The organism is Phyllobacterium sp. P30BS-XVII (genome assembly GCF_014138335.1).
Classification (GTDB): domain Bacteria; phylum Pseudomonadota; class Alphaproteobacteria; order Rhizobiales; family Rhizobiaceae; genus Phyllobacterium; species Phyllobacterium meliloti.
The window spans coordinates 20,328-47,273 of record NZ_JACGXO010000012.1; the positions used below are offsets into that span (position 1 = coordinate 20,328).

The following is a 26,946-nucleotide window of genomic DNA, read 5'->3' on the forward strand; positions in this document are numbered from 1 at the left end:
TTTGAAATCTCCGTATTATGCAGCAGCAGCGAATTGTGCCTGGGCCAGAAGTTCGATGGACCGGAGGCGCTTCGCGGCGTCATTGATGGGGGTGTCGATGATGAATTCGCCTATGCCGTAGCGGCTATGCAGGCGTTCGAGCTGGTCTGTAACCGTATGCGCTGAACCACGCAGGACATTGGGCGTCTTCTTCTCGATCCGGTAATTGGTAGCGCCTGCCTGACGGGCGTATTCCTCCGCCTGCTCGACGCTGCCGACGGTGACGCTCTGGCCGTTTTCGACATGAACCTTGAAATGCTGGATGTTGCCCACGAGACGCTCGGCTTCCGCATCGGTTTCGGCCGCTACAATGCCCACTGCCAGTAAAGGTGAGCGATCTGGAGCCTTCTTTCGATAAGCATCGAGTGTCTGTTGCAGCACTGTTTCATCGCCATTCAAATGGCTGGCAAAGACAAAATCCCAACCTTGGGCGGCAGCAAGCTCAGCACTGTCAACACTGGCGCCGAGAAGGAAGCGGTGTGCGGCCACCGTAGGGAGCGGCGTTGCCCGCACACCGGCAAGTGGATCACTCTCGGGCAGACCCTTCGCAAGGAATGCGCCGAGCTGTGCCAATTGTGCAGCAAAGTCCTGTTTTTCGGACCGGGGGATGACGCCTTGTAAGGCTCGGGTCGAATAGGGCAGCCCGCCCGGCGCTTTTCCGACGCCAAGATCCACGCGATCGGGTCCAAGAGCAGCGAGAAGATTAAAGTTCTCCGCCACCTTGTAAGGGCTGTAGTGCTGCAGCATGACACCGCCAGATCCAACGCGAATGCGTGTTGTGTTGGCGAGCAGGAAGGCAATCAGCACTTCAGGCGAGGAACTTGCCAAAGCAGGTGTGTCATGATGTTCGGCAACCCAGAACCGGTGGAAACCCCACTGTTCGGCGAGACGGGCAAGCTCGATTGTACGCTTCAGCGCAGTGCTGGCCGTCTCGCCATCTTGGATTGGACTTTTATCGAGCAAACTCAGTGCATAGCCCATTTTGGGGTATGGCCTCCATGTGATTGGACCCGCAAATCACCGTCAGGCGCCGGGACTCCGTTTCAGAGGCAGTAGATTTTCCCGAATTTGGGGGAGCGTCAAAGAACGCTTTGCTAAAAATCAGCGGGGAAATTGTATTAATATTCTTTGCTTCATTGGGTAAATTTCAACGTGGGACCTTTGCAAGCCGAAATACTGCACGCGACATGGGGATGTGACTTGTATTGGTCTATCAATGAATTCTTCAAATGGATAACAGGCTATAGCATCTGTCTATTGGGCTAATACGGGTCCAGTGAGGCATAAGGGAATGACGTTAGAATCGCGCCTTGAGACAGGTTTCTGACAATTTGAATAAGATGGGAGCGGGGCATGCGCAGAAATTCGATCGGCTTCTGGATATGCGTGCTTACCGCAGTTGCCGCGAGCGGCTATCTCTACAGTTTGATAGTATACAGCGAGGGCTACTACATTGGCGCAATATTTGCCCTTTCGATTTGTGCGCCGATCCTGGCTTTCGAGCGCGGCGTTATCTTTCCAAAACTGCGGGCATGGATAAACACATTGCCGACGGCGGGCTTTCTCGTGACGGCATTGATTGCCGACTACGTGTTGATCAGTTTTGGTAATGCCGTTTGCGGTATAATTCTGTGGTACTTCGGATGGCTCAACGGAACATTCTGGCAGGCCGCGATCCTTTCACCGCAGGTATTGTTCTATACGCTTGGTGTATTGAGCATCATGATTTTCATCTTGCGGGTACGGGATTTGCTGGGCCGGGATATTTTTGCGAGCCTTCTCATCAGCCGCTACCGTCAGCCGGTGGCAGAAGAACGCGTATTTCTGTTCATTGATCTGGTTGGGTCGACAACTTTTGCCGAAGAGCATGGAGATCTGCGGGCTCAGCAGTTTCTTGGCGCACTGTTCGCTGCATTTGCCGAGCCGGTCAGGCGTCATCATGGTGCTATTGATGATTATGTCGGTGACGCGGCCATCATCACCTGGCCGATCGATCGCGGCATCAAGGACGCAAGCTGCGTGCGCTGCGTCTTTGATATTCTGGATGGTATCGAAAAGAACACGGCTCAATGGCTGGAGCGATTCGGACAGGTTCCAGCTTTGCGTGCCGCGCTGCATGGAGGCCCCATCATCACAGCCGAAATCGGAGTCGATCATCACAAGATCACCTATTTTGGCGATACGGTGAATACGACTGCACGCCTTGAAAGTCTTTGCCGGACACTGGAAGCACCGGTTTTGATCTCAACTGATTTGGCACAGCGCATGAGTTTATCCAATGAAATCAAAGCTGATTATCTGGGTTTGCACGGCGTAAAGGGTAGGGGGCAGGCACTTGGGGTGATCGCCCTGACGCGGTGACGGTCTGCTAGCCAGCTTGCGAGTATTCTCATTCAGACAATTTCTGTCCACAAAGCGGCAAATTGGCCATTTGCACGATGACAGGCAAAGGCCGTTGCGCTATGGTCCGGGCTGTCGAGGGCTTCGGCCCTGTCAGTTTGCGGGAGAGTGTCGTGCATAGAAATATGCAGGCCACCGAAGGGGAAATCGCCCGAAATCTCTCAGGTACCAGGAACCGCAAACCGGGAAGGCAACTCTGGAAAGTCGGGGGAAACTCCGCGCCGAAGGTGTAAGTTCAGTCAGGGGTCCTGGCTGGGCGAGTCTCTCAGGCTTCCGACAGAGGGGCAAAGAAATGTTCCGCTCTATGGCGGAGGTCTTTGCACGTCTCTGGAGTAAAAATGGGCACTGAAGAAAATCTGAAACAACTGCCGCTCGATGATCTGCATAAGGCCGCAAATGCGCGCTTTGGCGGCTTTGCGGGCTGGTCTATGCCAATCACCTATCCGCTTGGTGTGATGAAGGAACATTTGCACACGCGTGAGAAGGTTGGCCTGTTCGACATCTCGCATATGCAGTTGTTTGATGTTGCTGGAGCTGAAGCTGCAGCGCTGCTTTCGCGCGCTTGTCCACTTGATGCAGCCTCGTTGCAGGCGGGTCAATCGAAGTACACCTTCTTCCTGAATGATGAAGCCGGTATTCTCGATGATCTGATCGTCACCCGTTTGGGCGACGAGCATTTCATGGTCGTTGCTAACGCCGGAAATGCGGCAGCGGATGAAGCGCACCTACGCGGTGTGGCCAAGGGATTTGACTGCAAGATCGATGCGCTGGACCGGGTATTCCTCGCCATTCAAGGACCTGAGGCCGTGAATGTGCTGCGCGATGCCGGTATTGCCGGAACCGAACTTGCTTTCATGCATGGATTTGAACCGAAACCGGGATGGTTTATGAGCCGCTCCGGTTATACGGGTGAAGATGGCTTTGAGATCGGTTTGCCCGAAGCAGACGCGCGCGTGCTGGTTAAACGCTTGTTTGCCGATGATCGTGTTGCATGGGTTGGGCTTGCCGCCCGCGACAGCCTGCGTCTTGAGGCGGGCCTGTGTTTGCACGGCCATGACATTACCCCTGATTATGACCCTGTTGATGCCGGATTGCTCTGGGCTATCACCAAGCCTGTGCGCGAGACAGCAGGTTTTATCGGTGCCGAGGCACTCCTTGCCAAAATTGCAACGGGTTCGACCAAGAAGCGCGTTGGCTTGAAGCCCGAAGGACGCCAGCCGGTACGCACTGATGCTGAACTCTTTGATGCCGATGGCAACAAGATCGGGTTGGTTACATCAGGCGGCTTCGGCCCGTCGGCTGGTTTCCCAGTTGCCATGGGCTATGTCAGCAAAGATTTATCTGCGCTGGGTTCCAAGGTTTTTGCTGAGGTGCGGGGCAACCGCATCCCCGTGGAAATTCATTCACTCCCTTTTACTCCACATCGCTACCACAAAGGATAATTGAGATGGCAGCCACTTACTTTACCGAAGATCACGAATGGGTCCGCGTCGAGAATGACATTGCGACAGTCGGCATTACCGACCACGCGCAGGATCAGCTCGGCGATCTGGTTTTTGTCCAGTTGCCGGATGTTGGTCAGTCCCTCTCCAAGGGCGATCCCACCGTTGTTGTTGAATCCGTCAAGGCCGCATCTGACGTTTATGCGCCTATTGATGGCGAAGTGACCGAAGTGAACGATGCGACCACAAGCGATCCGTCGCTGGTCAATTCAGCCGCCGCAAGCGATGGCTGGCTGTGGAAGATGAAGCTGTCCAATCCGGACCAGTTGACCGGCCTTCTTGATGAGGCTGGCTATAAAGCAATCATTGGCTGAAGGCATGATGATGAAAGACACCGTATTCCCGTTTGCTGACCGCCATATTGGCCCAAGCATACAAGGCTCGCGCGCCATGTTGGCCGCCCTTGGCATTCCATCGCTGGAAACCCTGATTTCACAGGCCGTGCCGAAGTCGATCCGCCTTGATCGCCCGCTCGATATTCCTGAAGCGGCCAGCGAAGCTGACGCTCTGGCGGAACTCGCGGCCAAGATGGGTCAAAACAAGACCCATAAGAGCTTTATCGGTCAGGGTTATCACGGCACCCATGTGCCAGCCGTTATCCTGCGTAATCTCTTTGAAAACCCGGCATGGTATACGGCTTATACGCCTTACCAGTCGGAAATCAGTCAGGGTCGGCTCGAACTTTTGTTCCATTTTCAGACGCTGGTGACAGAGCTTACAGGTCTGCCGGTCGCATCCGCTTCACTTCTGGATGAAGCGACGGCTGTTGCCGAAGCGGTCGGCATTGCCTATCGCCATCATCGCGAAAAGCGGGACCGTATCGTCATCGCAGGTGCTTTGCATCCGCAGACCGTCGATGTGGTCAAAACCCGTGCCGAGCCGCTGGGGATGACCGTCGACGAGGGCGAAATTGATACGGGTGTCGCAGCAATCATCGTTCCATGGCCGGATACATTTGGTGTTTATGGCGATTATAGCTCGGTTATTCAGGCAGCCAAGGCAGCCGGAGCCCTGGTTATCGCAGTTGCTGATCCGCTGGCTCTGACAATCACGCCACCACCTGCCAAATCAGGTGTTGATATTGCCGCCGGTTCCATGCAGCGCTTTGGTGTGCCGATTGGTTATGGTGGTCCGCATGCTGCTTATCTTGCTGTCAGCGAAACACTGACACGGCTTATTCCGGGCCGTTTGGTTGGTCAGTCAGTGGACAGCAAGGGCCGGGCAGGTTACCGCCTTGCCTTGCAGACGCGCGAACAGCATATCCGCCGTGACAAAGCGACGTCCAATATCTGTACCGCACAGGCACTGCTCGCCAATATGGCTGTATCTTATGCCATCTGGCATGGTCCGCAGGGTCTTCAGGCTATCGCGCGCGGCGTGCATGCACAGGCATCGCGATTGGCGGCGGCTCTCACGAGTGCTGGTCTTTCCCTCGCCGGATCGCATTTCTTCGATACTGTTACGGTCACTGTTCCCGGCAAGGCTGCATCAATCGCAGCCGAGGCGGAAAAGAATGGGCGTCTGCTGCGCATTGTCGATCAGGACCGGTTGGGCATTACAGTCGATGAAACAACGTCAGAAGATGATCTGACGGCGCTGGTTGCACTCTTCGGCGCGACCTTGCCCGCTGAGGCAAAGACTACCTTGCTGGGTGAGAGACACGCCGAAGGGTTCATGACGCAGGCCGTTTTCCATCAGCAGCGTTCAGAAACCGAAATGATGCGCTTCCTTCGCCGTCTGGCGGACAAGGATCTGGCGCTCGATCGCGCCATGATCCCGCTCGGGTCCTGCACGATGAAGCTCAATGCAGCAGCTGAAATGCTGCCGGTCAGCTGGAACAGCGTTGCCAATGTGCATCCGTTTGCTCCGGCTGGTCATGCGCTTGGCTACAAGTCCATGACGGATGATCTGGAAAACTGGCTTTCCGAGATTACTGGTTTTGACGCCGTCTCATTGCAGCCTAATGCGGGCAGTCAGGGTGAGTATGCCGGTCTTCTGGCCATTCGCCGTTACCATCTGGACCGGGGTGATGATCATCGTGACATCTGCCTCATTCCAGAATCGGCACATGGTACAAACCCGGCCAGTGCCCATATGGCCGGTATGCGCGTTGTTGTTGTGGCCTGCGAAGAGGCTGGCGATATTGACCTTGAAGACCTCAAGGCAAAGGCGGAACAGCACAGTGCCAATCTTGCAGCGCTGATGATCACCTATCCCTCGACGCATGGTGTGTTCGAAGAAGGCGTCAAGGATATCTGCACGGTTATTCATCAGCATGGCGGACAGGTTTACTTTGACGGTGCCAACCTCAATGCGCTGGTCGGGCTTGCCCGTCCTGGTGATATTGGCGCCGACGTTTGTCATATGAACCTGCACAAGACGTTCTGTATTCCGCATGGCGGCGGTGGACCGGGTGTTGGCCCAATCGGCGTGAAGAAGCATCTGGCTCCGTTCCTGCCCGGACATGTCGCCAAGGGGTCGCAGCATGCGGTTTCTGCGGCACCGTTCGGCAGTGCATCCATCCTTCCAATCACATGGATGTATATCCGCATGATGGGTGGTGCGGGTCTCAAACGTGCAACGGAAATGGCTATTCTCAACGCCAATTACATCGCCGAGCGGTTGAAGGGCCACTATCCCGTGCTGTTCAAGGGAAGTAATGGCCGTGTCGCGCACGAGTGCATTCTCGATACCCGTGTTCTGAAAGACAGTGCCGGGATCAGCGTCGAGGATATTGCCAAGCGTCTCATTGATTATGGTTTCCATGCACCAACCATGTCCTGGCCGATTGCCGGTACGCTGATGGTCGAACCGACGGAATCGGAATCAAAGCGGGAAATCGACCGCTTCTGCGATGCGATGATCCTCATTGCCGGAGAAGCCGAAAAGGTTGCCAGCGGGGTTTGGCCACGGGAAGACAATCCGCTGGTGAATGCACCGCACCCATCCGGCGACGTGCTGGCCGATGACTGGTCGCATCCTTACAGCCGCAGGGAAGCCAGCCTTCCGGCCGGTGAGAGCGAAGAGAACCCGAAATATTGGCCGCCAGTGTCGCGTATCGACAATGTGGCCGGTGATCGCAATCTCGTCTGCTCCTGCCCGCCCATGCAGGCATATAGCTAAGATAAAGCGCCCCTTCCGGAGCATCCGGGAGGGGCTTTTTTTACCAGTTCGGTGTGAGGCTCAGACTTTCGTCTGCATCATCATCAGGTATAGGACCAAGCTCAGCTGCAAGCTGCCGCAATGCCAGTGGAAGTGCCTGCAGATCATTGGCATCAAAGGATAGATGCGGCAATCTGGTCCTGATCAGGCCAGCGACAATTCTTGCCTGCATCTCATCGCGCACACGCTTGGCGGCATCGCGGTCTGCCCGGCGTGACAGCCACAGTTTGTGCAAGGCAAAGGCGCGCGGATCAGGACAGGTATAGTCTAGCGGATAGCCTTTTTCGTCGATGACCACAGTCGAGATTTTCGGACTGTTGACCAGCCATGTCAGCCCCTCGATTTCGATGGCCTGAAGGTCCTCCGCATCGGCACTGAAACGAGCCTTCTCGCGGGTGGACATGCGGTCTTTTGGCGTTGGCTTGATCAGATCGACAAGGAAACCATCGCGATTGGCGGCGCGATAAGCATTGCGGGCCATGGGTGCGAAGGAATGATCGATCTTTTGCAAAAGCCCGATCAGGCCCTTGTGCGAAAAGTCTTTGCTGATCAATCGCAGACTGAAACGCGAGTCGAATAAGAGATCGACATCTTGGGTGGACAAAAGTCCGCCTGATATCTGGACGCCTGCCATACGTTCATAGGCAAAGAGCGCATTGGTGCCGACCACGTCGACAGCCGTGCCAATCAAACCGGATTTGCCGAGTGCGCGGATAATGCGTGCTGTCAGAAGCGGGATGCGGCCAAGCGCCATTGCCCGGTTGACAGGTGCCAGTTCATCCAGCCGTTTTGCCAAGCGCGAAACGCGGGTTTTCGAGACTTCGCGGCCAGTATGAAACTGCCCGAAGATTGCTTCAGTCTCGGTCGAGTGGGCCCCAAGAGATTTCCAGATGCCGTTCGTCTTCTTGTAGAGATATTCCTTGCCGTTCGTGCTCTTCTTCCAGGACATCGAGCCGGAAAAACGTTGCTCATATTCCTTCAGACTGGCCCGATAGACATCATAGGCCTGTTCCGTATCAATCAATTGGCGCACTTGTTCTGAAGATAATTCTCTGAATTTACTCATATTATCCCCAGATTATCGTTTTTCTGTCGTAGCAGGGATAATATATCAATAGAGGTGAATCAGGAAGTTGATTTCCAAAGAGTTATCCCTTGTGCGTTGGAATCCGAATTATATAGGGATAATCATTTATTTTTCAATACGATAATATTATTTCTATTCCAATGCGCGATTATGGCTTTTGTTATGGCATGGTTTGCCCATTGCAGAAGTTTGAAGTTTGTTTGTTAACTAGACACAAAAGCAATCCGGGAAGAGTCGAAAGAATCCTATGTTCGATCTGAAAGTCACGAATGCCACCTTACCTGACGGTCGCACCCATATCGACATTGGTATCAAATCCGGTCGTATTGTTGCCGTCGAAACCAATCTTGGCGGCGAGGCAGGGGAGACAATCGATGCGGATGGGCTGCTGGTTTCACCGCCATTTGTCGACAGCCATTTCCACATGGATGCAACCCTGTCGCTCGGCCAGCCACGCCTTAATGAGAGCGGGCGGTTGCTCGATGGTATCCAGATATGGGGCGAATTGAAGCCGCTTCTGACCCATGACACCGTGATTGAGCGAGCGCTACGCTATTGCGATCTGGCTGTGACGCAAGGGCTGCTTGCTATCCGCACTCACGTTGACATCTGCGATGAACGCCTGCTGGGCGTGGAAGCACTCCTCGACGTCAAAAAGCAGGTTGCACCCTATATTGATCTGCAACTTGTGGCTTTCCCGCAGGATGGTTATTACCGCTATCCCGGCGCGGTTGATCTACTCAAACGTGCGCTTGATCTTGGTGTTGATGTGGTTGGCGGTATCCCGCATTTTGAGCGTACCATGATGGACGGTGCAGCGAGCGTCAAAGCGCTTTGCGAGATTGCGGCGGAGCGCGACCTGATGATCGATCTGCATTGTGACGAGACAGATGATCCACTATCGCGCCATATCGAAACGCTGGCCTATGAAACACAGCGCCTTGGTCTGGGTGGCCGTTCTACTGGTTCGCACCTGACGTCAATGCATTCGATGGACAATTACTACGTCAGCAAGCTGCTGCCGTTGATTGCAGAGGCCGGTGTTGGGGCGATTGCCAATCCACTCATCAATATCGGCATTCAGGGCCGCCACGACACCTATCCGAAACGCAGGGGCATGACACGCGTGCCAGAGCTTCTTGCACATGGTGTTACCGTCGCGTTCGGACATGATTGTGTGATGGACCCTTGGTATTCACTGGGGCAGGCCGACATGCTTGATGTCGCCAGCATGGGACTGCATGTGGCGCAGATGACGAGCCGTGATGCGATGCGTCAATGCTTCGCGGCTGTAACAACGGAGCCAGCCAAGATACTCAATCTTGAAGGTTATGGCCTTGATGTCGGCTGCAAGGCGGACATGGTTCTGTTACAGGCTGCAGATACGATTGAGGCTATTCGTCTCAAGGCCACCCGGCTGGTGGTGATCAAGTCGGGCAAAGCCATTGCACGGACACCGAAACGGGTCAGTACGATCGCGTTGCATGGCCGCCCTCATGCGGTCGATCCGGCAAGTTATGCTCCAAGGCTCAACTAAAGTTTGCCAGTTCCATAATTAAGGTTATGCAACTCAGGGCAGCGTAAAAATCTGGAGGATCGTGCAATTCATCAGGAGTTCCGGTCTACGCGTTCCTCCGATTGCTCCCCTATTGTGTGCTGGTGAGGTCATAGGCCTCACTATCTCAGCACACAAGGAAATGCACGATGAGCAAGACATGGTTTATCACCGGTGCTGGCCGGGGTATCGGCGCGGAAGTTGCAAAGGCGGCCTTGGCCGCAGGGCACAATGTGGTTGCGACCGGTCGTAACCGTAAACAGGTTCAAAAAGCATTTGAAGGTATAAGCGGACAGCTGTTAATCATGGAACTGGATGTCACCAGTCCCGATCAGGCGGACTTAGTGGTGGACGCTGCTGTCACCCATTTCGGCGGTGTGGATGTTTTGGTCAACAATGCTGGCTATGGTCAGTTGGGAAACTTTGAAGAAAACCCTGCCGCCGATATCGAGCGGCAATTTGCGACTAATGTATTCGGAATGTTTCATGTGACCCGCGCTGTCCTGCCCGTTATGCGTTGGGAAAGATCAGGCCGGATTTTCAACTTCTCGTCCATGGGTGGCATGATCGGCTTCGCTGGAGCATCGATCTACTGTTCAACAAAATTTGCCGTTGAAGGGTTCTCAGAGTCACTTGCAATGGAACTTGCCCAGTTTGGTATCCATGTAACGATTGTGGAGCCGGGTTTTTTCCATACGGATTTTCTCGACGAGAGTTCCGTCCGTTATAGCAGGCAAGCCATCAATGATTACACGGCCTCCCTACATGAGAGGCGCACGACATATGACGGTTATAGCTACCAGCAGGCTGGCGATCCGGCAAAGCTGGGTGCTGCTCTGGTTGAGCTGGCTGCATCGAAAGAGCCTCCACTGCGTTACGTCGCAGGGTCCGATGCAGTCAAAGGCATCGCGACAAAGCTGGATTCGGTTCACGCGGAGATCAATAAATGGCGATCTTTGTCGATTTCTACAGATGGTAATTTTTGAGCCGTTTTTCTGCCCAGAGATCAACACGATTTTCCCGGAGAAATAGGCAAGCAGCTCGTTGGATTGGTCTACCGCCTCGCCTCTCCGCCGTGCGAAATTCAGACTGGGAATAAAACCCCGCTATTCAATTCACTTTAAAGAGAAAGGGATATTTATCATGAACATCCAACTCCCCACCCTTTCACCGTATCTCAAGCCAAGTTTTTCAACGCTGAAACTTCTTTCACGCGTGTTCCATCCGATCAAGACAAAGAAAGATCGCGACATGGCGGAACTGGCAAAGCGATATTTAAACGGATAATCAGCGCCTTTTTCACGCGCTATTGAAAGTTGAGGAAACCCGCAATGTTTGGCATTGCGGGTTTTTTAGTGCCTTTCAACCGGATCAAGAGTGAAGAGTTCCTGCGCACGGCCAACACCGCGTAGGGCAAAGCGTCCGACACAAACCAGTTTGGACCGGAGTCCTTCCGGCAGAAACACGGCAAAGCGGTCGGAGATCAGAATGTCCTGATCGACCGAACGGCACATGGAAGCGATGCGGCTGACTTCGTTCACGGCAGGACCAACGACCGTAAAATCCAGCCTCGTATCACTGCCAATATTGCCGAAGAACACCTCGCCGACATGGACGCCAAGATAGACATTGGTAACAGGCTGTTTTTCTGCCGTGCGGCGCTCATTAAGAGCAACAAGCCGCTTGCGCAACAGCGCTTCCGCCTTCAGGGCGGCCACACATGCGGTTTGCGAACCACCATCGGTGAAAATAGCCAATGTACCGTCGCCAATCAGCTTCAATACGTCACCGCCCGCTTCCTGTATGGATGAGATCACCGCATCAGCATAATCATTCAGCATCGGGATGATCGCATCTGGTCCAGCAGCATCGGAGATACGGGTATAATCCCGCAAATCCGAATACCACAGAACGGCTTCGATCCGGTCGGCAGCGCCGCGATTGATACGCCCTGCCAGAACGCGTTCACCTGCATCATGACCGAGATAGACTTCGGCAATTGTCCGCACGATCCGCGCCAGCGAGGCGCATTTGATGGCAATGGCAAGGCCCCGCACGAGACGCTTCAATGTTGCGATGTCGCTGTCGTTGAACCCATCGGTGTGGGCGGTAGACCACTGCGAATAGAAGCAATCCATTTCGCCGATACTGCCTTGGGTTGAAAAGCGGTTGATCAGCGCCAGATAATCGGTAAGTCCTTCAGCCTTGAGGTTCTCAAGATGAACAAAGCCCGGCTCGTCCATTTCGCCAATACGGCGGCGGAGCGAATCTTCGCCTGACTGTAACAGATGATAGAACGTGGTTCGCTGCCAGCTTTCCGCGCTCGCTCCCTGGGTGCTGGAACCGTACTCAATGACAGGCTTTTCAACTTCCTCGCGCTGGCGCCAGTGAAATGCCCTGCCCTCATAAATCGGATGCAGCGTATCGACAAACGCCAGGGCGCGCTCAAGTGTGATACCGAGGCCGCAACAGCGCGCACAAAAACCGTTCAGCAGTTCGGTTTCGCTGGCTCCAGCCAATCCTTGAGCGTCAAGCCATTCTTCAATTGCAACGATATCGGCTTCAATCATGATTCCCGCTCTCACATGAGTGCTGAACGGGTATCACGTTCATGCCGTTTGACAAAGATAGTCCCGTTCCGGTGCCGGGATTCAGTTGCCCGCTGTTACAGGTTCCAGCTTCATCGGGGGTGTCGGCAGATCTGGTGCCGGCTTTTCGCCATCCGTGGTCTTTTCGATAGCGCAGACCTTCAGATTGCCGGTGAAGAGAATGCCACTGATTGGCAATGCCGGTTCAGCCGGAAGCGTTTCATGGCGGATACTATCTTTTGGAACATGCAGCTTGTGCTCGCCTCCAGCAGTGCCGCCGCCAAGTGTGAGCGCAAGAGTTGCCGGAGGCTCAAGAAGCGTTGTGCCGTAGAGGAATTCAAAGCTCAGCATGGAAACCAGGAACTTGTAGGTCCCGTCACGCACGCCGCCCTTGAGCAGAGCCGCCCGATGCAAATCGTTACCCAAACGGATATCGAGCGGCGGAATGCGCGGTTCGCACACATAGGCCATTGCCAGAAGCTGCCCCTTGTCCACCTCGAAGCGCAACCGGTCGCCGCCCAAATCCAGAGCCGAGATAGAAAATCGCCGATTGCTGTATTCGACTGGAACCCGGCCAAGCCTTTTGCTCAACTGGACGCCATCAAGGGCGCGTGCCCCGGCGAAGTGTTCCGGATCAATGGGCGGTGGCAAGGCGGCGGCCTTGACCGGACGCTGCAATGCGGGTTCCAACTCATCGGCGATGAGGTTGGCAACAATGGTTGTCGCGACAGGCCGGGCGTAATGGCCTTGATCGGAATAGAAACTGGCGTGGCCGACAACATCACGGCCCAAGCGCTGCATGAGATTGCGTGATACGTCCACGCATATGGTCCCGTAGCACTGCGAGATGTAATTGATACCCGCATCGATGGACGGAACGGCGTTAAGGAACGAACCGTTGCGTGCGCCAAAGATAAGAGTTGCAATGCGCAAGTTGGGGTTTTGCTCCAGAGCATAGCGTATAATGCCCTCATAGAATCTGGCCCAATGACGGAACGGCCGCCGCTCGTCGCCGTAAACGAACGCATCGTTGAGTGCATATTCGATCAGCAACAGATCGCAATCAGCCAATTGGTCATAAATCTTGAGCTGATAAAGCCCAAAGGCGCTGGTGGTGCCGCCGACGGCGAGGTCGGCTACAACGTCAAGCTCAATGCCGCGCCGTGCCATCGTTGACAAAAGCGACGGCAAATAGCCTGGCAACATGACGGTGTTGGAGCCGCCGATGACTACGGTTTTTAATTTCATGGTGCCACCACTGCTGCCTTGCCCGCAGGAGAAAGTCCTCCGCAACGCCAGACCCCATATCCCTTTGCGTCCCAATCAAAATAATAGGCCGCTGCCACGCGGCCCGTTCCCATGAGTTCTTCGAACCGGTTTCGCGCTGTCTCGACCAGAAGTTCGCGCGAACCGTCATTGGCGGGGCATGTCGTTGACGTATTCGAGAAACCCCATTCGGTGATCCAGCATGGTTTGCCATCCGGCTCTGATCGGCAGATCGACAGCGCCTGACTGATATGGTCTGCGCGCGTTTTTGGCGTACCATTGCTGCCCGGATAGATATGTATCCCGTAGCCATCCACCACCTTATCCAACCCATGCTCGCGCAGGAGATTGGTAAAGATGGTCAGGTCAACACTATCGATCCCGCGCCTGTCAGCGTCAGCAAACGGAATGTCCGAAAGACCCGCCGAGATAACCTTGGCATTGGCGCTGTACTTGGTGGTTTTGAGTTCTTCACGAACAACAGCAGCAAGCTGGACATATTTTGCAGCGCCTTGCTCGACAACGGTCAAGTTATCAAGATCTTTCAAGACGCGCGCCGTCTTCGATTTGGCCTTGGGCTTCACCTCAAGATCGCCATTATAGGCGCCCCAGTTGATTTCATTACCGGGTTCAACTGCGACAAGAGGAATTTTCAGCGCATCAATCTTGCGCAAGGCATCACCCACCACAGACCGGAACTGATCTGGCGAAATATCGGAAAGCCGGTACATATCCCATATCCGGCCAAGTCCGGAACGCGGTTTGGTACCTTGGGGGTAGAAAGCCGCATTGTTGAGGGATATTTCAAGAAGAATTGCCAGTCCCTTTTCATGGGCCACGCGGATTGCGTCAATGCTTTGGTCAATCGGCCTGGTTAGTGACAACCGCACCGCAACCACACCGCTCTTGACCATGAGGTCGAGCACTTTTTCCCGTTCCGGTGCCGAAAGCCAGGCAAGGTTGACCCTGTTCACACCAAATCGTGCGTCTTCTGTTGCCTGCGATGGCGTTGCGAGCACACTGCCCGCAACAGCCATTGCCACAGCAAAGGAAACACCGGCGTAAAGCCCACGCAATTGCAATCGCCACGTCATGGTTTCATGCCTCCCATATGCTGGACGCCGGTGAAAGCCTCATTATCGGATGCCGATATCTTTCAAAGCGCCGTTGAAATTAGCTTCGCACTCGGAATAGCGATGTATCGCCGCCGGAACGTCAATCTTCGAGAGGAAGTCCTGCAGAAACGCCTTCTTTTGTGGCTCGCGATTCCACACCGACGCCTCGATGTGCGGGAAGCCGACGAAATCGAGCATCTCGCGCATACGGTCATCGACAGCGATCATCAGTGCCGGAATACCCGACTGCATGCCGATGATTGAACCGTGGAAGCGGCGGCCAAAGCAGAAATCCTGCCCCGATACCCAGCTGCGCCATTTATGTGTATCGAAGAAGACCAGATAATCGCGCTTACGCTGCCATTTTTCCGCATGCTTGTACTCAGTTGGTGCCGTGATACGGCTTGCCGCCTGATCGTAGGCTTGCGTGGTGTCTTCACCGACCATGTTCATGTTGTAGACGATTACTTCGTCCTGAATGACATAGCTTGCCGTACTGTCCTTGTGCAGGAGTGCATGGGCATCGACGATCGTATCGGGAACGCTGCCAAGATAACCACCAAAAGCGATCTTCTGAGATTCAGCCAGTCCCGGATCGGCCAGACGGCTCAGCGAACGCTTCATCTGGGCCGGATCGAAATAAAGCGACGGGCATCCGGTCGGACGCACATATTTCATACCCTCGGCTTTCAGGAACTCTGCCGTAAAATGTCCGCGCGTCAGGAAGAAGGTTTCCTTCTTCTTCAGCACGTTGAGAAAGCGCTGCGTACCCTCGGGCAATTCAGCCTTGAGATTTTCCTTCTTCTGGATGCCGATGCCCATGATGACGATTGGCATGTTGAGAAGTTCAAACACGTGGGATTCCGTTGCAGCCGCATAGCCGGGCCGCAGCAGATTGGCCGATGCAAACAGGCACAGGTCAAAGCTCTCGTTCAACCTTGCATAGGTTTCCGGCGAGTGAATGCTGTTGGCCAGATGCCAGAACGGAATATAGGTAACATCGTGGCCGCGGACGCTGTTGGCAGCGCCTTCGCCAATGAGATAATTGCCCGTATTGGCAATCCTCTTAACCTGATCGATGACATCCTTTTTTGTTCGGATGTTTTCGAAATAGGGCCGGTGTTTTACCGTTGCCCCGGAAACGCTGTCGACGGTCCGCATCAGATATGATGGGATGCCTGTGATCATTATTCGCATGTTCGTCCATCTTATGTTGGAGCTTCCAAGGCGCCGGATATGGGAGTTATCCGATGCCGATCTCGGTTAGGACCGAGCGGAAGCTGCGTTCACGGTCAGAGTATTTTTCGATGACCTGCGGAATGTTCATCTCAGCCAAATGGTCAGAGATGAATGCCGAGCGGTCATTTGCAGAATTGAGGTCATTGGCCTCGACTTTCGGCAACCCGGAAAAGTTCAGCATTTCGCGCATCCGGTCGTCGACGGCCACAATCAGGCTTGGCACGCCAGCCTGAAGCGCAATGACATTGCCGTGGAAACGCCGACCAAAGGAGAAGTCCATGGACGATGTCCAGGCGCGCCATTGGTTCGTGTCGAAAAATGTATGAACCTTGATCTTCTTTTTCAGCTCTTCGGAGCCCTTGAATGTCAGGTCCCCGATCATCTCACCCGAGGTGGAATCGTAGACGCGGCCATCCTCGTTCGGTTCAATCTGCATGTCAAAATGCAGGGGCTCGTCCTGAATGACATAGGCCGAACGTCCATCGTCGGACGAAAGTGCATTCATGTCACCAATCGTATCAAGCGCTGCACCCATGTAACCGGTGAACACGGTGCGTCCCTCGCCTACCTTCACATCGGGCAGACGGCGAATGGCTTTGCGCACATTGGCTGGCATGAAATACATCGACGGGCAACCAACAGGCCTCACGAATGAGAACCCCTGATCCTTGAGGTACGCGGCTGTCTCATCGCCGCGTGTCAGGAAGTAATGTTCTTTTTCCTTCAGGACTTGCAGCAGACGCTGGGTGCCCTCGGGCAAGGACTCTTCGAGGTCTGGCCGGTTCTGAATGCCGATGCCCAGCATGACGACAGGCATATCCAGCTTGGACAGCACTTGCGCTTCCGCATCGGCAGACAGGCTCTTGCGCAGAAGATTGGCGCAGGTGAAGACGCAGATGTCGAATTGCTTGTTGATGGCGTCCAGACCCGTACCGTTGTTGACGGCGTTGTAGAGGTGCCAGAATGGAATATGGGTAGCGTCTGGCGACAGCGCGCGCAGCGCACCTTCCCCGATCAGGTAGTTCCCCGTATTGCTGATATTCTTGAGTTCGCGCAGGTATGCTTCCTTGTCTTCCGGCTGCGGCTGTTTCTCCGAATAAAAGACACGGGAATCTTCTGCTCTCTGAATGAGACGTGTCAGGTGGCCGGGGATGCCGGTAAGGAGAATTCTGGGGCTCATGGGGTTCACAAAACCTTTCTGCTGATCATCATGCGACTGCCCGGCCCGGAAGCTCGGCGGTTACATTGAATTCCTCTGTGATTTCGGGCGTGGTCGCATTCCGTTCACCTGGAATTGCGGGTTCGATTGTGTTGCACCAGGCAATGAAGCTGGCAAAAGACGAGGTCCAGGAACGACGGGATGCACTGGCGAGTGAACCCTCAGCGGTGCGGGCAAGGGCTCCGCGATCCTGTGCGAGAATAGTGAGCAGCCGCGCGATATCAGAGACGATCTGGGCGTCATTGGCATTTTTGATGAGAATGCCATCAAGCCCGTGAACGATCAGTTCATCGACAGCGCCAACAGCCGTCGCCACGGGCACGCAACCGAGCTGTTGTGCTTCGGCAATCATCAAAGGCGCACCTTCCCATCGGGATGGCATCAACAGCACATCTGCCCAAGCGAGATGGGTCGCGATGTCCTTGCCGCTGAAAACCGGCGGTGAAACCTTGACGCCGGCGTCTTTGAGCCTCGCCATCCAGGAGGAACTTGGATCATCGGATAGAATCTCGCCGCCAATGGCCTGTGCTTCAAAGGCAATACCGCGTTCGCGCAGCTTGAAGATGGCATCATACAGCCGGTCAATGCCCTTCTGGCGGTCCAGTCGTCCCATGTAGAGGATACGAAGCGGCTCATCCGGTTGCTGCGTTTTACGCGCAGCGGTGACCTGTGTGCGCAATTTTGTATCGATTGAAAAACTGGCCGCGTTCGGTACAGCGAATATCTTCTCGAATGGCACACCGAAGCTGTGCAGATAAGTTTTCAGCTGTTCGGAGCAGGTCAGGAATGCGTCATAGGCGTGTTCAAACGCGATGGCGGCATAGGGCTGCCCGGCGCGGCGACGGAACACCGTCTCATCCACCACATGAAGATAACAGGCTGTGCGCGTGCCTTCCGACCGGAGTTTCCCCATGAGCGGATGGGCGGCCATGACGTGGTTATTGACGATCAGGTCAAACCCGGAAAGCTGTCCGCGTAACCCTTCCCAATCGAGAGGATGATCCTCGGTGATGAAATCCTGTCCAAGGAAGCGATTGGTATCACCCCATGCCGGAATGCCGTCTTTCCAGAAATGCACATAATCGAAAGCCTGATCGAACTCATCGAGCACATCCATCCGGCTTGAACCGAGCACAAAAAGGTGGGTCTCGAAACCTTCCTGTTTCAACTCGCGTCCTGCAGCGTAGGCAACTTTTTCAGCGCCGCCAAAGGAGGCATTGGGAACCAGCACCGCAGCCGTCTTTCGCTTGCCGGCATTATGGGCGAGCGGCAGGACTGGCGATCCGCCAAGTTCCTTGCGCAAGACCTGATACATTTCTGACAGGGCAGGCAAGCGGCGCGGGCGCCATGTCCAGCGTGTCGAGGCTGTTTGCTTGAGCGGGCTGGTCGCAATGGCGGTAACAAGATTGAGCAGCGCCTGTTCGGGCCGTGCCAGCGAGCGGCGTTGCCGCGCCTTTGGAAACGGGAAGCGAATTTTCACCCGCGATGAGGTGGGCCATAATTGCTGGCTGCCAATGGACGAGAACCAGTCGAGCGCGTCATTATCAATGACGTTCTGGATGAGCTTCGTTGAAACGAAGATCAGATCAGCCGGACCCTGATGGGTGCCCGACGACATGATTTCGGAATCAATGCGCCGCTCTGAATCCACATTGCCAAGTTCAACAAAGACAATGTTGGTTTTTTCTGCAAGCCGTTCGAGATGGCAAAGAATATTTGGCAGAAGCCGCGAGCGCGTAAGCAGCTTTAATGTCTCGCTGCTGCAGGCGGCAACGAAGGGCGGAAAGTGGAAATTGTCGGGCTCGCCGACGCTTCCCCAAAAAGCGCGGATCGCATCGTCAAATGCGACCTCTCCCGGCTTTTGCGTGGGATCGCTGAAGGTGCTGAGTGTCCCCTCGCCCGTGCGAATGAGCGCATAGCGCGGACATTCTTCATGTTCGAAACCAACCAAAGTTGGACGTCGAAACAGAACCTTGTGTCGCTTGCGCAGGAAATTGATGGATGCGGACCGGTCGCGATTTGCTTCCTTAAAGCGGCTTTCGGCTCTTAGGCGATACTCAAAACCGGTGTCATGGCATGGCTGGCCAACAAAGCCTGCTTCAATCGCCGAAAGCCAGAATTCCCAGTCCTCAAAGCCATTCTGGCGGTCGTCATCAAAACGGATGCCGCTCTTGAAAACATCCAGCGAAATCATCGATCCCGTATCGCAGATATTGTCCGTGATACAATGAATGAGACGCGAATAGCTGTCGCCATAGTGGGCGCGCCAGTTGACCGAGAATGTATCAATGTTTGTGTAAATCCAGCCTGCATCACTCGCAGCTAGACGGCGGTAAAGTGTATCCACAGTATATGGCTGAACGCGGTTGTCTGCGTCCAGAAAATATACTGCCTTTGCTTCGGGCAATTCTTCAAGAATATAGTCAATCGCCCGGTTGCGCGCGCCGCCCGGCCCGGCATTTTCCCCGAAGATCACATGGATTTCGGGGTGTGCTGCCGCATAAAGTGCGAGCTGGTCAAAGACTTCGTGCCGGGGATCACCATCTACCGATACGACAATGGCAATGCGGAATTTTGTTACGGATGCCAGTGCAGATTCAAGCGCCTCAGGAACGAGTGCTGCATGGCCATAGAGTGGCATTGCAATGGCAATCAGGTCCTGAGATTTATCGGGCATTGGCCATCTCCTGGACTGGACGAGCCTCGATATGCTTGACGAGCCGGAAGTTGAATACCTTCAGCCAGGAGAAATCGACCGAACCAGCGGTAGCCTTGCTAAGAACGACGAGGTCCATCGCACGGGTGGTTGCTGTATCCAGCATGAAATTGATATCAGCCGGTTGCATTGCGGTGATCTCGGTCCAGCCGCTGAAAAGTGCCGTGGGGCGCTTTTCGCCCGGGCGTCCGAGCGCTGCTATCTCTCCCTTGATGTCAGCCGACAAGCTTGTCAGCAGGAAGCCGACAGCACCGGGCTTACCTTCCGGATGATCAATGAGCGCACGCGCCGAAATGCGCACCGTACCCGGTGATATGACCCGGCGGATAGCACCAGCCGTAATGCCCTCGGCAAGAGGGTGGCACACGATTGCATCTTCGTGTTCCAGGAAACGCACTGTGGGGAAATCCGGCACAATAGTGCTTACCGAAACGTTGGTAACGCCGCGAAGCAGTTCCACCGGCAGGCGATAATCTTCCACGCGCCTTCCCGCAATCAGGGAGGTAGGCACAAAGACATTCGGCAAGGATGTAGGACGCACGCCCGGCAGACCGGTAAAGACGCGGAAGGCAAGCGGCCGCATATCGAGATCCGCATGGGGTATGCGCGCTCTTGCAGCATAACGCTCGTTCGTGATGACATTGCCGAGGGAAAGCTCTGGCGGTACACCACCTGTCGCCGATACTCTCAGCCGCAAGGTGCGGTGCCCGCCATCGCAGGCTTTTGGCAGCGAGAAGAAGTTCCAATCGGCAGCAACGCTGCTGTAGGGAACCAGCCATTCGGCAATGCCTTCGCCATTTTCCACATAATCGAGAGTGACGATCAATTGGCCAGACCGGCCGGATGGGAGGCCGCGGAAATGCAGGGCAAAGCCCGATACGGCGTAGCTCGACACCGGGAAAAGCTGTTCGATCTCTGATTCACGCAAAAGATTTGCGAAACCCTCGTCTTTTGGATCGACGCTTGGTGTGTGGCTAAAAATTTCGGTAACAGAATCCCAGTTGCGTGCATGAAAGGCATTTTCGATAGCGCGGTAATTCTCGAACAGTGTTTCCCGTTCCCGGCGCAACATCACAAGCTCGGTATGAACCTTTGTCACGTGGTTGGTGAGACGATCTATCCCGCTTTCAAGCACCTGCGCTATGAGTGCTGCTTCCGTGGCAATCGTCGATGGATCAAGCCGGACAATCGGCACTTCGGGCAAAGTCTTGAACCGGTAAATTCGCTTCAAAGCGTTCTCTAACTCCGTCGCCCCGGTATCCGAAGCGGCAACGCCAATCAGCGGGAAGGCGTTGAGGAGGCGCACCTGATCCGATTCCGGCTCGACGAAAACAATGAAATCGGCCAGGGGTGAAGATTCGAGCAGCTGTTGATCATGGGTGGAAGCAATCGCGTAGCGGCTTCGGCGAGGCTGTCGATCAACGGCTGTGGGCAGTGATGTGTTCAAAATAGACATCCAGTGTAGTTGGTCGATTGTGCAGATGCGAACTGCGTCTCCCTTTATGAGAAAATATCAATAGAGTAATGTCAACAGAATATGCTCTTGATCTATAGTAAATTATAATACAGATATGGATTTGATTTGTTTCAAAATTCGAAATAGTTTAGTTATACTTTGTGTGCAGTGCAAAAAAACCCATGCCGTATCTGGGTTTGGATAATCGTTAAAACCAAAATCCATTGAAATCAGGAGGCACAAAACCGCGTCTTCAAGCCGTTCGCAAAACCGTATCAATGAGGTTTTTTTGTCGCGCGAGGCAGTCGGTCAAGCGAAAGCGGGACTCGATTGTTCGGCGTGCTGCAGCGCGCAACGGCATAAAATCATTCGGCTTGGCAAGCACGCGCAGGATGGTGCTGGCGAGCGCATCCGTATCGTAAAAGGGAACAAGCAGACCATTCTGACCGGATCGGATCACTTCCTGCACGGGTTGCGTATCGGAGCCGATGATCAGCGCACCGCATGCCATCGCTTCAATGACAGACCAGGACAGTACGAACGGGTAAGTCAGATAGATATGAGCCGTCGAAATCTGATACAACTGACGGAGAAGATCGTGCGAAATTGCGCCCGGAAACAAAATCCTGTCAGCTGGTAAATTATATTTGGAGAGAAGCGCATCCTTCCACGAACCGCCTCCCGGAGGCGGTGTGCCATAACTCACGCCATCTGCGCCAACAAAGATAAACAAGGCGTCGTTGTTCTTCTGGATCACCTTTGCCGCTGCTTCAAGCGCCTGCGGAAAACCACGATAGGGTTCGAGATCGCGGGCAACAAAGGTGATTACCGGATCGCCTGTTTTGATGATGCGCCCATCCGGTAATTTCAGCGATGCGCGCTGGTCGGGACGGAAAAGCTGGGTATCAACGCCTTCATGGCAAACTGCGATGCGTTTTTGCGCTGCAGCCGGATAAAGGCTCTTTTGCCAGAAAGTGGGACTGATGCCTCCATCAATGGCTTCCAGCGAAATTAACTGCGCAATATTGCGCAGCCTTAATCTTTTGCGCGTTTCTGCGTCCGGCTTGTCATCCGGAGCAAACCCGACATCGGCACCTTCGGCCCGATAGAAAAATTCACAATAGCCCAGGGCGGGAATGTTTGGCAGAACGTCCTTGACGAACATCATGCTGCCCCAACCAATATGGCCAATGACAATGTCAGGGCGTTCACCCTGGCGTGCCATCGAATCAAACGTTTCCGCCACGCGATGCCCGATCCGCACATGGTGGTCGGGAATGCCTAGATACCTGGCCATCTGGCTATCCGCCCGAGGGCCAGGTTCCATTCTGTGTCTGATCACGCGGACCGATGGGAGGCGACGGTCCACTGTTTCACAGATAAGACTGACATCATGCCCGCTGGTTGCAAGATGTTCGGCCAGGGCCGCGAACTGACCTAGTCCGCGCCTGTGAACGAAAGCCACATGCATGTCAGTCCTTTCCAGACGTCAGAACGCGAATTGACAGAGGGTCAGATGCCGTAACGAGCGGCATTTCCCCAAACCAGTTCGAGTCTGTGTAATGTCTGGAATGCGATTTCCAGATTGCGAAGATCGTCATCATCCCTGGCAAGTACGCGGTTGTAAGCCCCGCCAGCGTTACGCAGATTGGAGCAAAGCTGTTCGCCTTTTTCCGTCAAACGAATCCTTGCGGATCGCTTGTCGCGCTGGGATGCAACCCTGTCGATGTAACCGCCATCGCCGAGCTGCTTCAGATAATAAGAGATGTTGGAACCGATATAATGTCCCCGGTCCAAAAGCTCTCCGACGGAAAGTTCGACGTCGCCAATTGCCAGGAGAACCATTGCCTGGGCTGGGCCAACGTCTTCAATTCCCAATTTCGTCAATTCGGACCTCAGTAGGCTTGCGAACCGACGATTTACTCTCTCAATCATTCTGGCCAACTCAAAATGTGTGACCACAACGGTATGAATTGGATGTCTATGTCCCTGTTTTTCAGCAGTAATCTCAGGAAAATCGGCGGCATCGTAGCCGTCAATAGATGTTTCGACTTCCACTCCTTCGTGTAGAAGTTTTTGTATCATCTTGGTCTCCATCATCAATTTTACTTCAAAATTTGAAGTAAGTTACAAGTATATTCTCAGTCTCCTTTGCTTTTTTCCCCACCATATAAACTTTTTTCTGTCACATTCTGCACGGTATTACTTTACTAGTCTGTTTCCTTCGACCAAGGTCAAACGGGCTAACCGGCAGCTGTGGCATTTCCAAGGCAGATTATAGATGACAGATACTCGTCAAAACAATGCAAATGGCAAGAGCAATATTGGAAAAAATACGATGACGTCCGCAGTTCCGGCGCCTCAAGCTCTCATTTTGCGAGCGCGCCGGGTGTTCCTGTCAGGCTTGCTTTATGCCGTTTTATTAAGTGCTTGCATCAATCTTCTGCAACTCACTGTACCGCTTTATATGTTGCAGGTACACGATAGAGTTTTGAACAGCCGGAGCACCGATACGCTCATTATGTTGAGCATTCTGGCGGTCGGCGCGTTGATTGTTTTTGGCATTCTTGAGTTTATTCGGGCTTTGTCATTTCAGGCTATGGGCAGTGCGCTGGTGCGCCGTCTTAACTTGCCAATTCTTACAGCGGCGGTTCAGGCATCCGTCGATCAGGGCTTGCCGAAGGCCACACAGGCACTGCGCGATCTGACGGAATTGCGTACATTCCTGACGTCAACTGCGGTGAGTGCGCCGCTGGATGCGGCCTGGTCGCCGATTTATCTGACCGTGCTTTTCCTTTTGCATCCGGTTTTTGGGATCATCGGCGTGGTTTCTGTCGTCGTGCTCGTGATCTGCGGCGTTATCACGGATATTATGACGCGAAGCCTGCTGAAGGATGCGAATCAGGCAAATATTGAAGCCATTTCCAAAATCGGCAGCACCTTGCGCCATGCGGAAGTGATTGAGGCTATGGGCATGTTGCCGGCGCTGGCGAGGCGCTGGCGGTCAACCCAGATGAATGCGCTGGATCTGCTTGATATTGGCGGCACCCGCAGCCGCGGCATGGCAACGATTGCCCGTACACTGCGCTTCATGATTCAGATTGGCGGGCTGGGCGCCGGTACATTGTTGGCCATGCAACAGGAAATCACGGGTGGCGCCATGATCGCTACGACGATTATTATTGGCCGCCTTCTCATGCCTTTTGATCATGTTGTAGATACATGGCGTCAGTGGGTGAACGCCATCGGCAACTGGCAGCGGATACAATCGCTGCTGGCGCAGAATCTCGCGGTGCGTCAGACGATGCCCACGCCAAGACCCCAGGGCGATCTGATCATCGACAAGCTCGTTTATGCGGCTCCCGGTGTTGAAATGCCGATTATCAAGGGTATTTCCTTTTCTCTTTCACCCGGTGAAGTTCTCGGGGTTGTGGGCCCATCCGCAGCCGGTAAATCGACCTTGGCCCGGCTGATGATTGGTATCGTCAAGCCAACTTCCGGCGGTGTTTTCCTCGATGGCAACAATGTCTATCTTTGGGAACGCGGCTCCTTTGGCGAGATAGCCGGATATCTTCCGCAATCGGTGGCACTGCTCGACGGCACCATCAAGGACAACATCGCGCGTATGGGTGACAGTGATCCGCATCGCGTTCTGGAAGCGGCCCGCCTCGCTGACGTGCATGAGATGATTGGCCGTCTGCCACTTGGCTACGACACGCCTGTCGGCGATGGTCGCCTCACTCTTTCCGGTGGTCAGCGGCAGCGCATCGGCCTCGCCCGCTGCCTCTATAATCGCCCTCGCCTCATCGTATTGGATGAACCAAATTCGAACCTTGATGCGGTTGGTGAGCGTGCTTTGATGCGCGCCATCGAACAAGCGCGGGATGATGGCGCTATTGTCATCATGATCGCTCACAGGCCGACCATCATGCAGGTAGCGGACAAGCTGCTGGTGCTTGAAAACGGTCGAATCACGCAGTTCGGGCCGCGCACTGATGTGGTGGCTTCCATTACACCCACTGGTCCGAAAATGGGTACGGCAGGAGCAGGCGCATGACCGGCAAATCGATAGTTCCCAAGCGCGTTAGTCAGCTTCTGGCTCCCCGCGAAAAAGCTGGTGAAAAGCACGCATTGACCAAATTTGGAACTGTGCGTCCCGAATGGGTTGTTGATCTGGAAAACGAGGATGCAAAGTCGCCGTTGCGCCGACTTATCATAGCCGGCGTTATGACCATCGTAGTCGCGTTCGGCGGGTTCTTTGGCTGGGCCTATTCGGCTGAGCTTGGAAGCGCTGCGGTTGCCCTTGGAACCGTGATTGTCGATTCGAAGCGGAAGACCATCAGCCATCTGGAAGGTGGGATACTGGATCGCCTGCTCGTGCAGGAAGGCGACGAAGTGAAGGTTGGCCAACCATTGATCCGGCTGGACGATACAAAGGCTCGCTCCGAATTACAGTCCTTGCAGTCCCGGCGTGTCGGTCTCATAGCCAAGCTTGCACGATTGCGGGCTGAACAAGGGGGTGAGCCAGAGATTACCTTTCCGGAGAATTTCGGTGGTCCGGATGATGTCGCGGCGCAGAACGCGGTGAAGGCCGAGCGCATCTTCTTCCAGAAGCGTTCAGCGCAAAAGATCAGCCGTACCGACGTTCAGAAAAAGACCATCGAACAATACACGGAACAGGCAAAGTCAGCGGCCTCGCAGATCGCTGCGACAGACAGACAGATCGAACTCATCACGGAACAGCGCACTGCAATCGCCAGCTTGGTCGCAAAGGGTTTTGCCCAGAAATCCAAGTTGACCGAAATCGATACAAAACTGAGCGAACTGGCCGGAAACCGCGGCGAGCATGCTGGTGACAAAGCAAGGGCTGAACAGGCAAAAGCCGGTGCAGAATTCGCATTGATTGGAATCGAAAGCGATCTGCAATCGGAAATCGCCGGTGAAATTACAACAAATCAGACCGATCTGGCGGATACGGAAGAGCGGATTGTTGCGGCGAAGGATGTGATGCGCCGTATTGAAATCAAGTCACCGCAGGCCGGTGTCATCGCCAACATCCGCCTGAGGACACCCGGCGGCGTTATCGCGGCTGGAGAGCCGGTACTGGACATCGTTCCAGAAAATGAGCCGCTGGTCGTGGAGATGAAAATCAATCCGCGGGACGTGGATAGCGTTTCGATGGGATCGCCTGCGCAGATTCGTCTGACAGCCTATAATCAGCGTTCGTTGACACCACTCGACGGCAAGATCAGCTACATTGCGGCGGACCAGGTGATCGACGAAAAAACCGACACGGCCTACTTTGTGGCGCGTGCGGAGATCATGCCAAAGTCGCTGGCGGCCAATCCGTCAGTCAAACTTTATCCGGGAATGCCCGCCGAAGTGATCATTGTTCATAAGGCTCGTAAGGCGATCGACTACATCATCTCGCCAATATCAGACAGCCTCAATCGTGCATTTAGAGAAGATTAAGTAGAATAATTCCCCCAAAATGGGGCGTTTTGTGTGACATTTCAAATTTTGAAATAAAATATAACCAATATAGTTTGATAGATTAATTACAGTTGAAATAAACATAAATTAGAGTCGTGATACAAAACGT

General features: G+C 54.3%; 20 protein-coding genes and 1 riboswitch. Of the genes, 9 read left to right on the forward strand and 11 right to left on the reverse strand.

Going from position 1 to position 26,946, the window contains the following annotated elements:
- Positions 1-15 precede the first annotated feature (15 nt).
- On the reverse strand, positions 16-1,020 hold the full coding sequence (locus FHW17_RS23680) for an LLM class flavin-dependent oxidoreductase (RefSeq protein ID WP_182510949.1): 1,005 nt from the start codon (positions 1,018-1,020) through the stop codon (positions 16-18).
- Positions 1,021-1,392: 372 nt separating this feature from the next.
- Here FHW17_RS23680 and FHW17_RS23685 point away from each other — a divergent pair, with 372 nt between their 5' ends.
- The 4 genes from FHW17_RS23685 (at position 1,393) to gcvP (ending at position 7,064) form a co-directional block, all read left to right on the forward strand.
- On the forward strand, positions 1,393-2,400 hold the full coding sequence (locus FHW17_RS23685) for an adenylate/guanylate cyclase domain-containing protein (protein WP_113097612.1): 1,008 nt from the start codon (positions 1,393-1,395) through the stop codon (positions 2,398-2,400).
- A 130-nt stretch (positions 2,401-2,530) separates the two neighbouring features.
- A riboswitch (glycine riboswitch) is annotated at positions 2,531-2,627 on the forward strand.
- 150 nt (positions 2,628-2,777) lie between these two features.
- Positions 2,778-3,881 (forward strand): glycine cleavage system aminomethyltransferase GcvT, encoded by a 1,104-nt coding sequence (gcvT, locus tag FHW17_RS23690; protein ID WP_112529357.1) that lies wholly within the window; start codon positions 2,778-2,780, stop codon positions 3,879-3,881.
- Between the two features lie 5 nt (positions 3,882-3,886).
- Positions 3,887-4,255, forward strand: coding sequence for a glycine cleavage system protein GcvH (gene gcvH, locus FHW17_RS23695; protein ID WP_112529359.1), 369 nt, complete (start codon positions 3,887-3,889; stop codon positions 4,253-4,255).
- A gap of 10 nt (positions 4,256-4,265) precedes the next feature.
- A complete protein-coding gene (gene gcvP / locus FHW17_RS23700) occupies positions 4,266-7,064 on the forward strand; it encodes an aminomethyl-transferring glycine dehydrogenase (RefSeq protein ID WP_112529457.1) in 2,799 nt (932 codons plus the stop codon).
- Positions 7,065-7,104: 40 nt separating this feature from the next.
- Here gcvP and FHW17_RS23705 read toward each other — a convergent pair whose 3' ends face one another.
- Complete coding sequence (locus FHW17_RS23705) at positions 7,105-8,169, reverse strand: nucleotidyltransferase domain-containing protein (protein WP_112529361.1); 1,065 nt, start codon at positions 8,167-8,169, stop codon at positions 7,105-7,107.
- A 268-nt stretch (positions 8,170-8,437) separates the two neighbouring features.
- On the opposite strand from FHW17_RS23705, the gene FHW17_RS23710 reads away from it, so the two are divergent.
- The 3 genes from FHW17_RS23710 to FHW17_RS23720 all read left to right on the forward strand — a co-directional run bounded on the left by FHW17_RS23710 (position 8,438) and on the right by FHW17_RS23720 (position 11,032).
- Positions 8,438-9,727, forward strand: a complete 1,290-nt coding sequence (locus FHW17_RS23710) for an amidohydrolase family protein (protein WP_182510950.1) — start codon at positions 8,438-8,440, stop codon at positions 9,725-9,727.
- A 167-nt stretch (positions 9,728-9,894) separates the two neighbouring features.
- Positions 9,895-10,731: an oxidoreductase gene (locus FHW17_RS23715; RefSeq protein ID WP_182510951.1), complete on the forward strand. Its 837-nt coding sequence runs from the start codon at positions 9,895-9,897 to the stop codon at positions 10,729-10,731.
- 157 nt (positions 10,732-10,888) lie between these two features.
- Positions 10,889-11,032 (forward strand): hypothetical protein, encoded by a 144-nt coding sequence (locus tag FHW17_RS23720; protein ID WP_162700433.1) that lies wholly within the window; start codon positions 10,889-10,891, stop codon positions 11,030-11,032.
- A 65-nt stretch (positions 11,033-11,097) separates the two neighbouring features.
- Here FHW17_RS23720 and FHW17_RS23725 read toward each other — a convergent pair whose 3' ends face one another.
- The 9 genes from FHW17_RS23725 to FHW17_RS23765 form a co-directional block, all read right to left on the reverse strand.
- Positions 11,098-12,315, reverse strand: coding sequence for an adenylate/guanylate cyclase domain-containing protein (locus tag FHW17_RS23725; protein ID WP_182510952.1), 1,218 nt, complete (start codon positions 12,313-12,315; stop codon positions 11,098-11,100).
- Between the two features lie 81 nt (positions 12,316-12,396).
- A complete protein-coding gene (locus FHW17_RS23730; protein WP_246707012.1) occupies positions 12,397-13,581 on the reverse strand; it encodes an SGNH/GDSL hydrolase family protein in 1,185 nt (394 codons plus the stop codon).
- Positions 13,578-14,693 carry a glycoside hydrolase gene (locus tag FHW17_RS23735; RefSeq protein ID WP_182510953.1) on the reverse strand — a complete coding sequence of 372 codons (1,116 nt, stop codon included), beginning with the start codon at positions 14,691-14,693 and terminating at the stop codon, positions 13,578-13,580. The genes FHW17_RS23730 and FHW17_RS23735 overlap by 4 nt, the downstream gene beginning before the upstream one ends.
- Before the next feature lie 42 nt (positions 14,694-14,735).
- Complete coding sequence (locus FHW17_RS23740; RefSeq protein ID WP_112529372.1) at positions 14,736-15,911, reverse strand: polysaccharide pyruvyl transferase family protein; 1,176 nt, start codon at positions 15,909-15,911, stop codon at positions 14,736-14,738.
- 46 nt (positions 15,912-15,957) lie between these two features.
- Positions 15,958-17,133 (reverse strand): polysaccharide pyruvyl transferase family protein, encoded by a 1,176-nt coding sequence (locus FHW17_RS23745; RefSeq protein WP_112529374.1) that lies wholly within the window; start codon positions 17,131-17,133, stop codon positions 15,958-15,960.
- 28 nt (positions 17,134-17,161) lie between these two features.
- Positions 17,162-19,849 carry a glycosyltransferase gene (locus FHW17_RS23750; protein WP_182510954.1) on the reverse strand — a complete coding sequence of 896 codons (2,688 nt, stop codon included), beginning with the start codon at positions 19,847-19,849 and terminating at the stop codon, positions 17,162-17,164.
- Positions 19,839-21,344, reverse strand: coding sequence for a DUF6212 domain-containing protein (locus FHW17_RS23755; protein ID WP_210276011.1), 1,506 nt, complete (start codon positions 21,342-21,344; stop codon positions 19,839-19,841). Before FHW17_RS23755 ends, FHW17_RS23750 begins: the two co-directional genes overlap by 11 nt.
- Before the next feature lie 253 nt (positions 21,345-21,597).
- A complete protein-coding gene (locus FHW17_RS23760) occupies positions 21,598-22,815 on the reverse strand; it encodes a glycosyltransferase family 4 protein (protein ID WP_112529378.1) in 1,218 nt (405 codons plus the stop codon).
- Between the two features lie 41 nt (positions 22,816-22,856).
- Positions 22,857-23,426, reverse strand: a complete 570-nt coding sequence (locus FHW17_RS23765) for a MarR family transcriptional regulator (protein WP_091886304.1) — start codon at positions 23,424-23,426, stop codon at positions 22,857-22,859.
- Positions 23,427-23,682: 256 nt separating this feature from the next.
- On the opposite strand from FHW17_RS23765, the gene FHW17_RS23770 reads away from it, so the two are divergent.
- Both FHW17_RS23770 and FHW17_RS23775 read left to right on the forward strand, forming a co-directional pair.
- Complete coding sequence (locus FHW17_RS23770; protein ID WP_246707013.1) at positions 23,683-25,401, forward strand: type I secretion system permease/ATPase; 1,719 nt, start codon at positions 23,683-23,685, stop codon at positions 25,399-25,401.
- Positions 25,398-26,816: an HlyD family type I secretion periplasmic adaptor subunit gene (locus FHW17_RS23775; RefSeq protein ID WP_113097601.1), complete on the forward strand. Its 1,419-nt coding sequence runs from the start codon at positions 25,398-25,400 to the stop codon at positions 26,814-26,816. Before FHW17_RS23770 ends, FHW17_RS23775 begins: the two co-directional genes overlap by 4 nt.
- Positions 26,817-26,946: the final 130 nt, after the last annotated feature.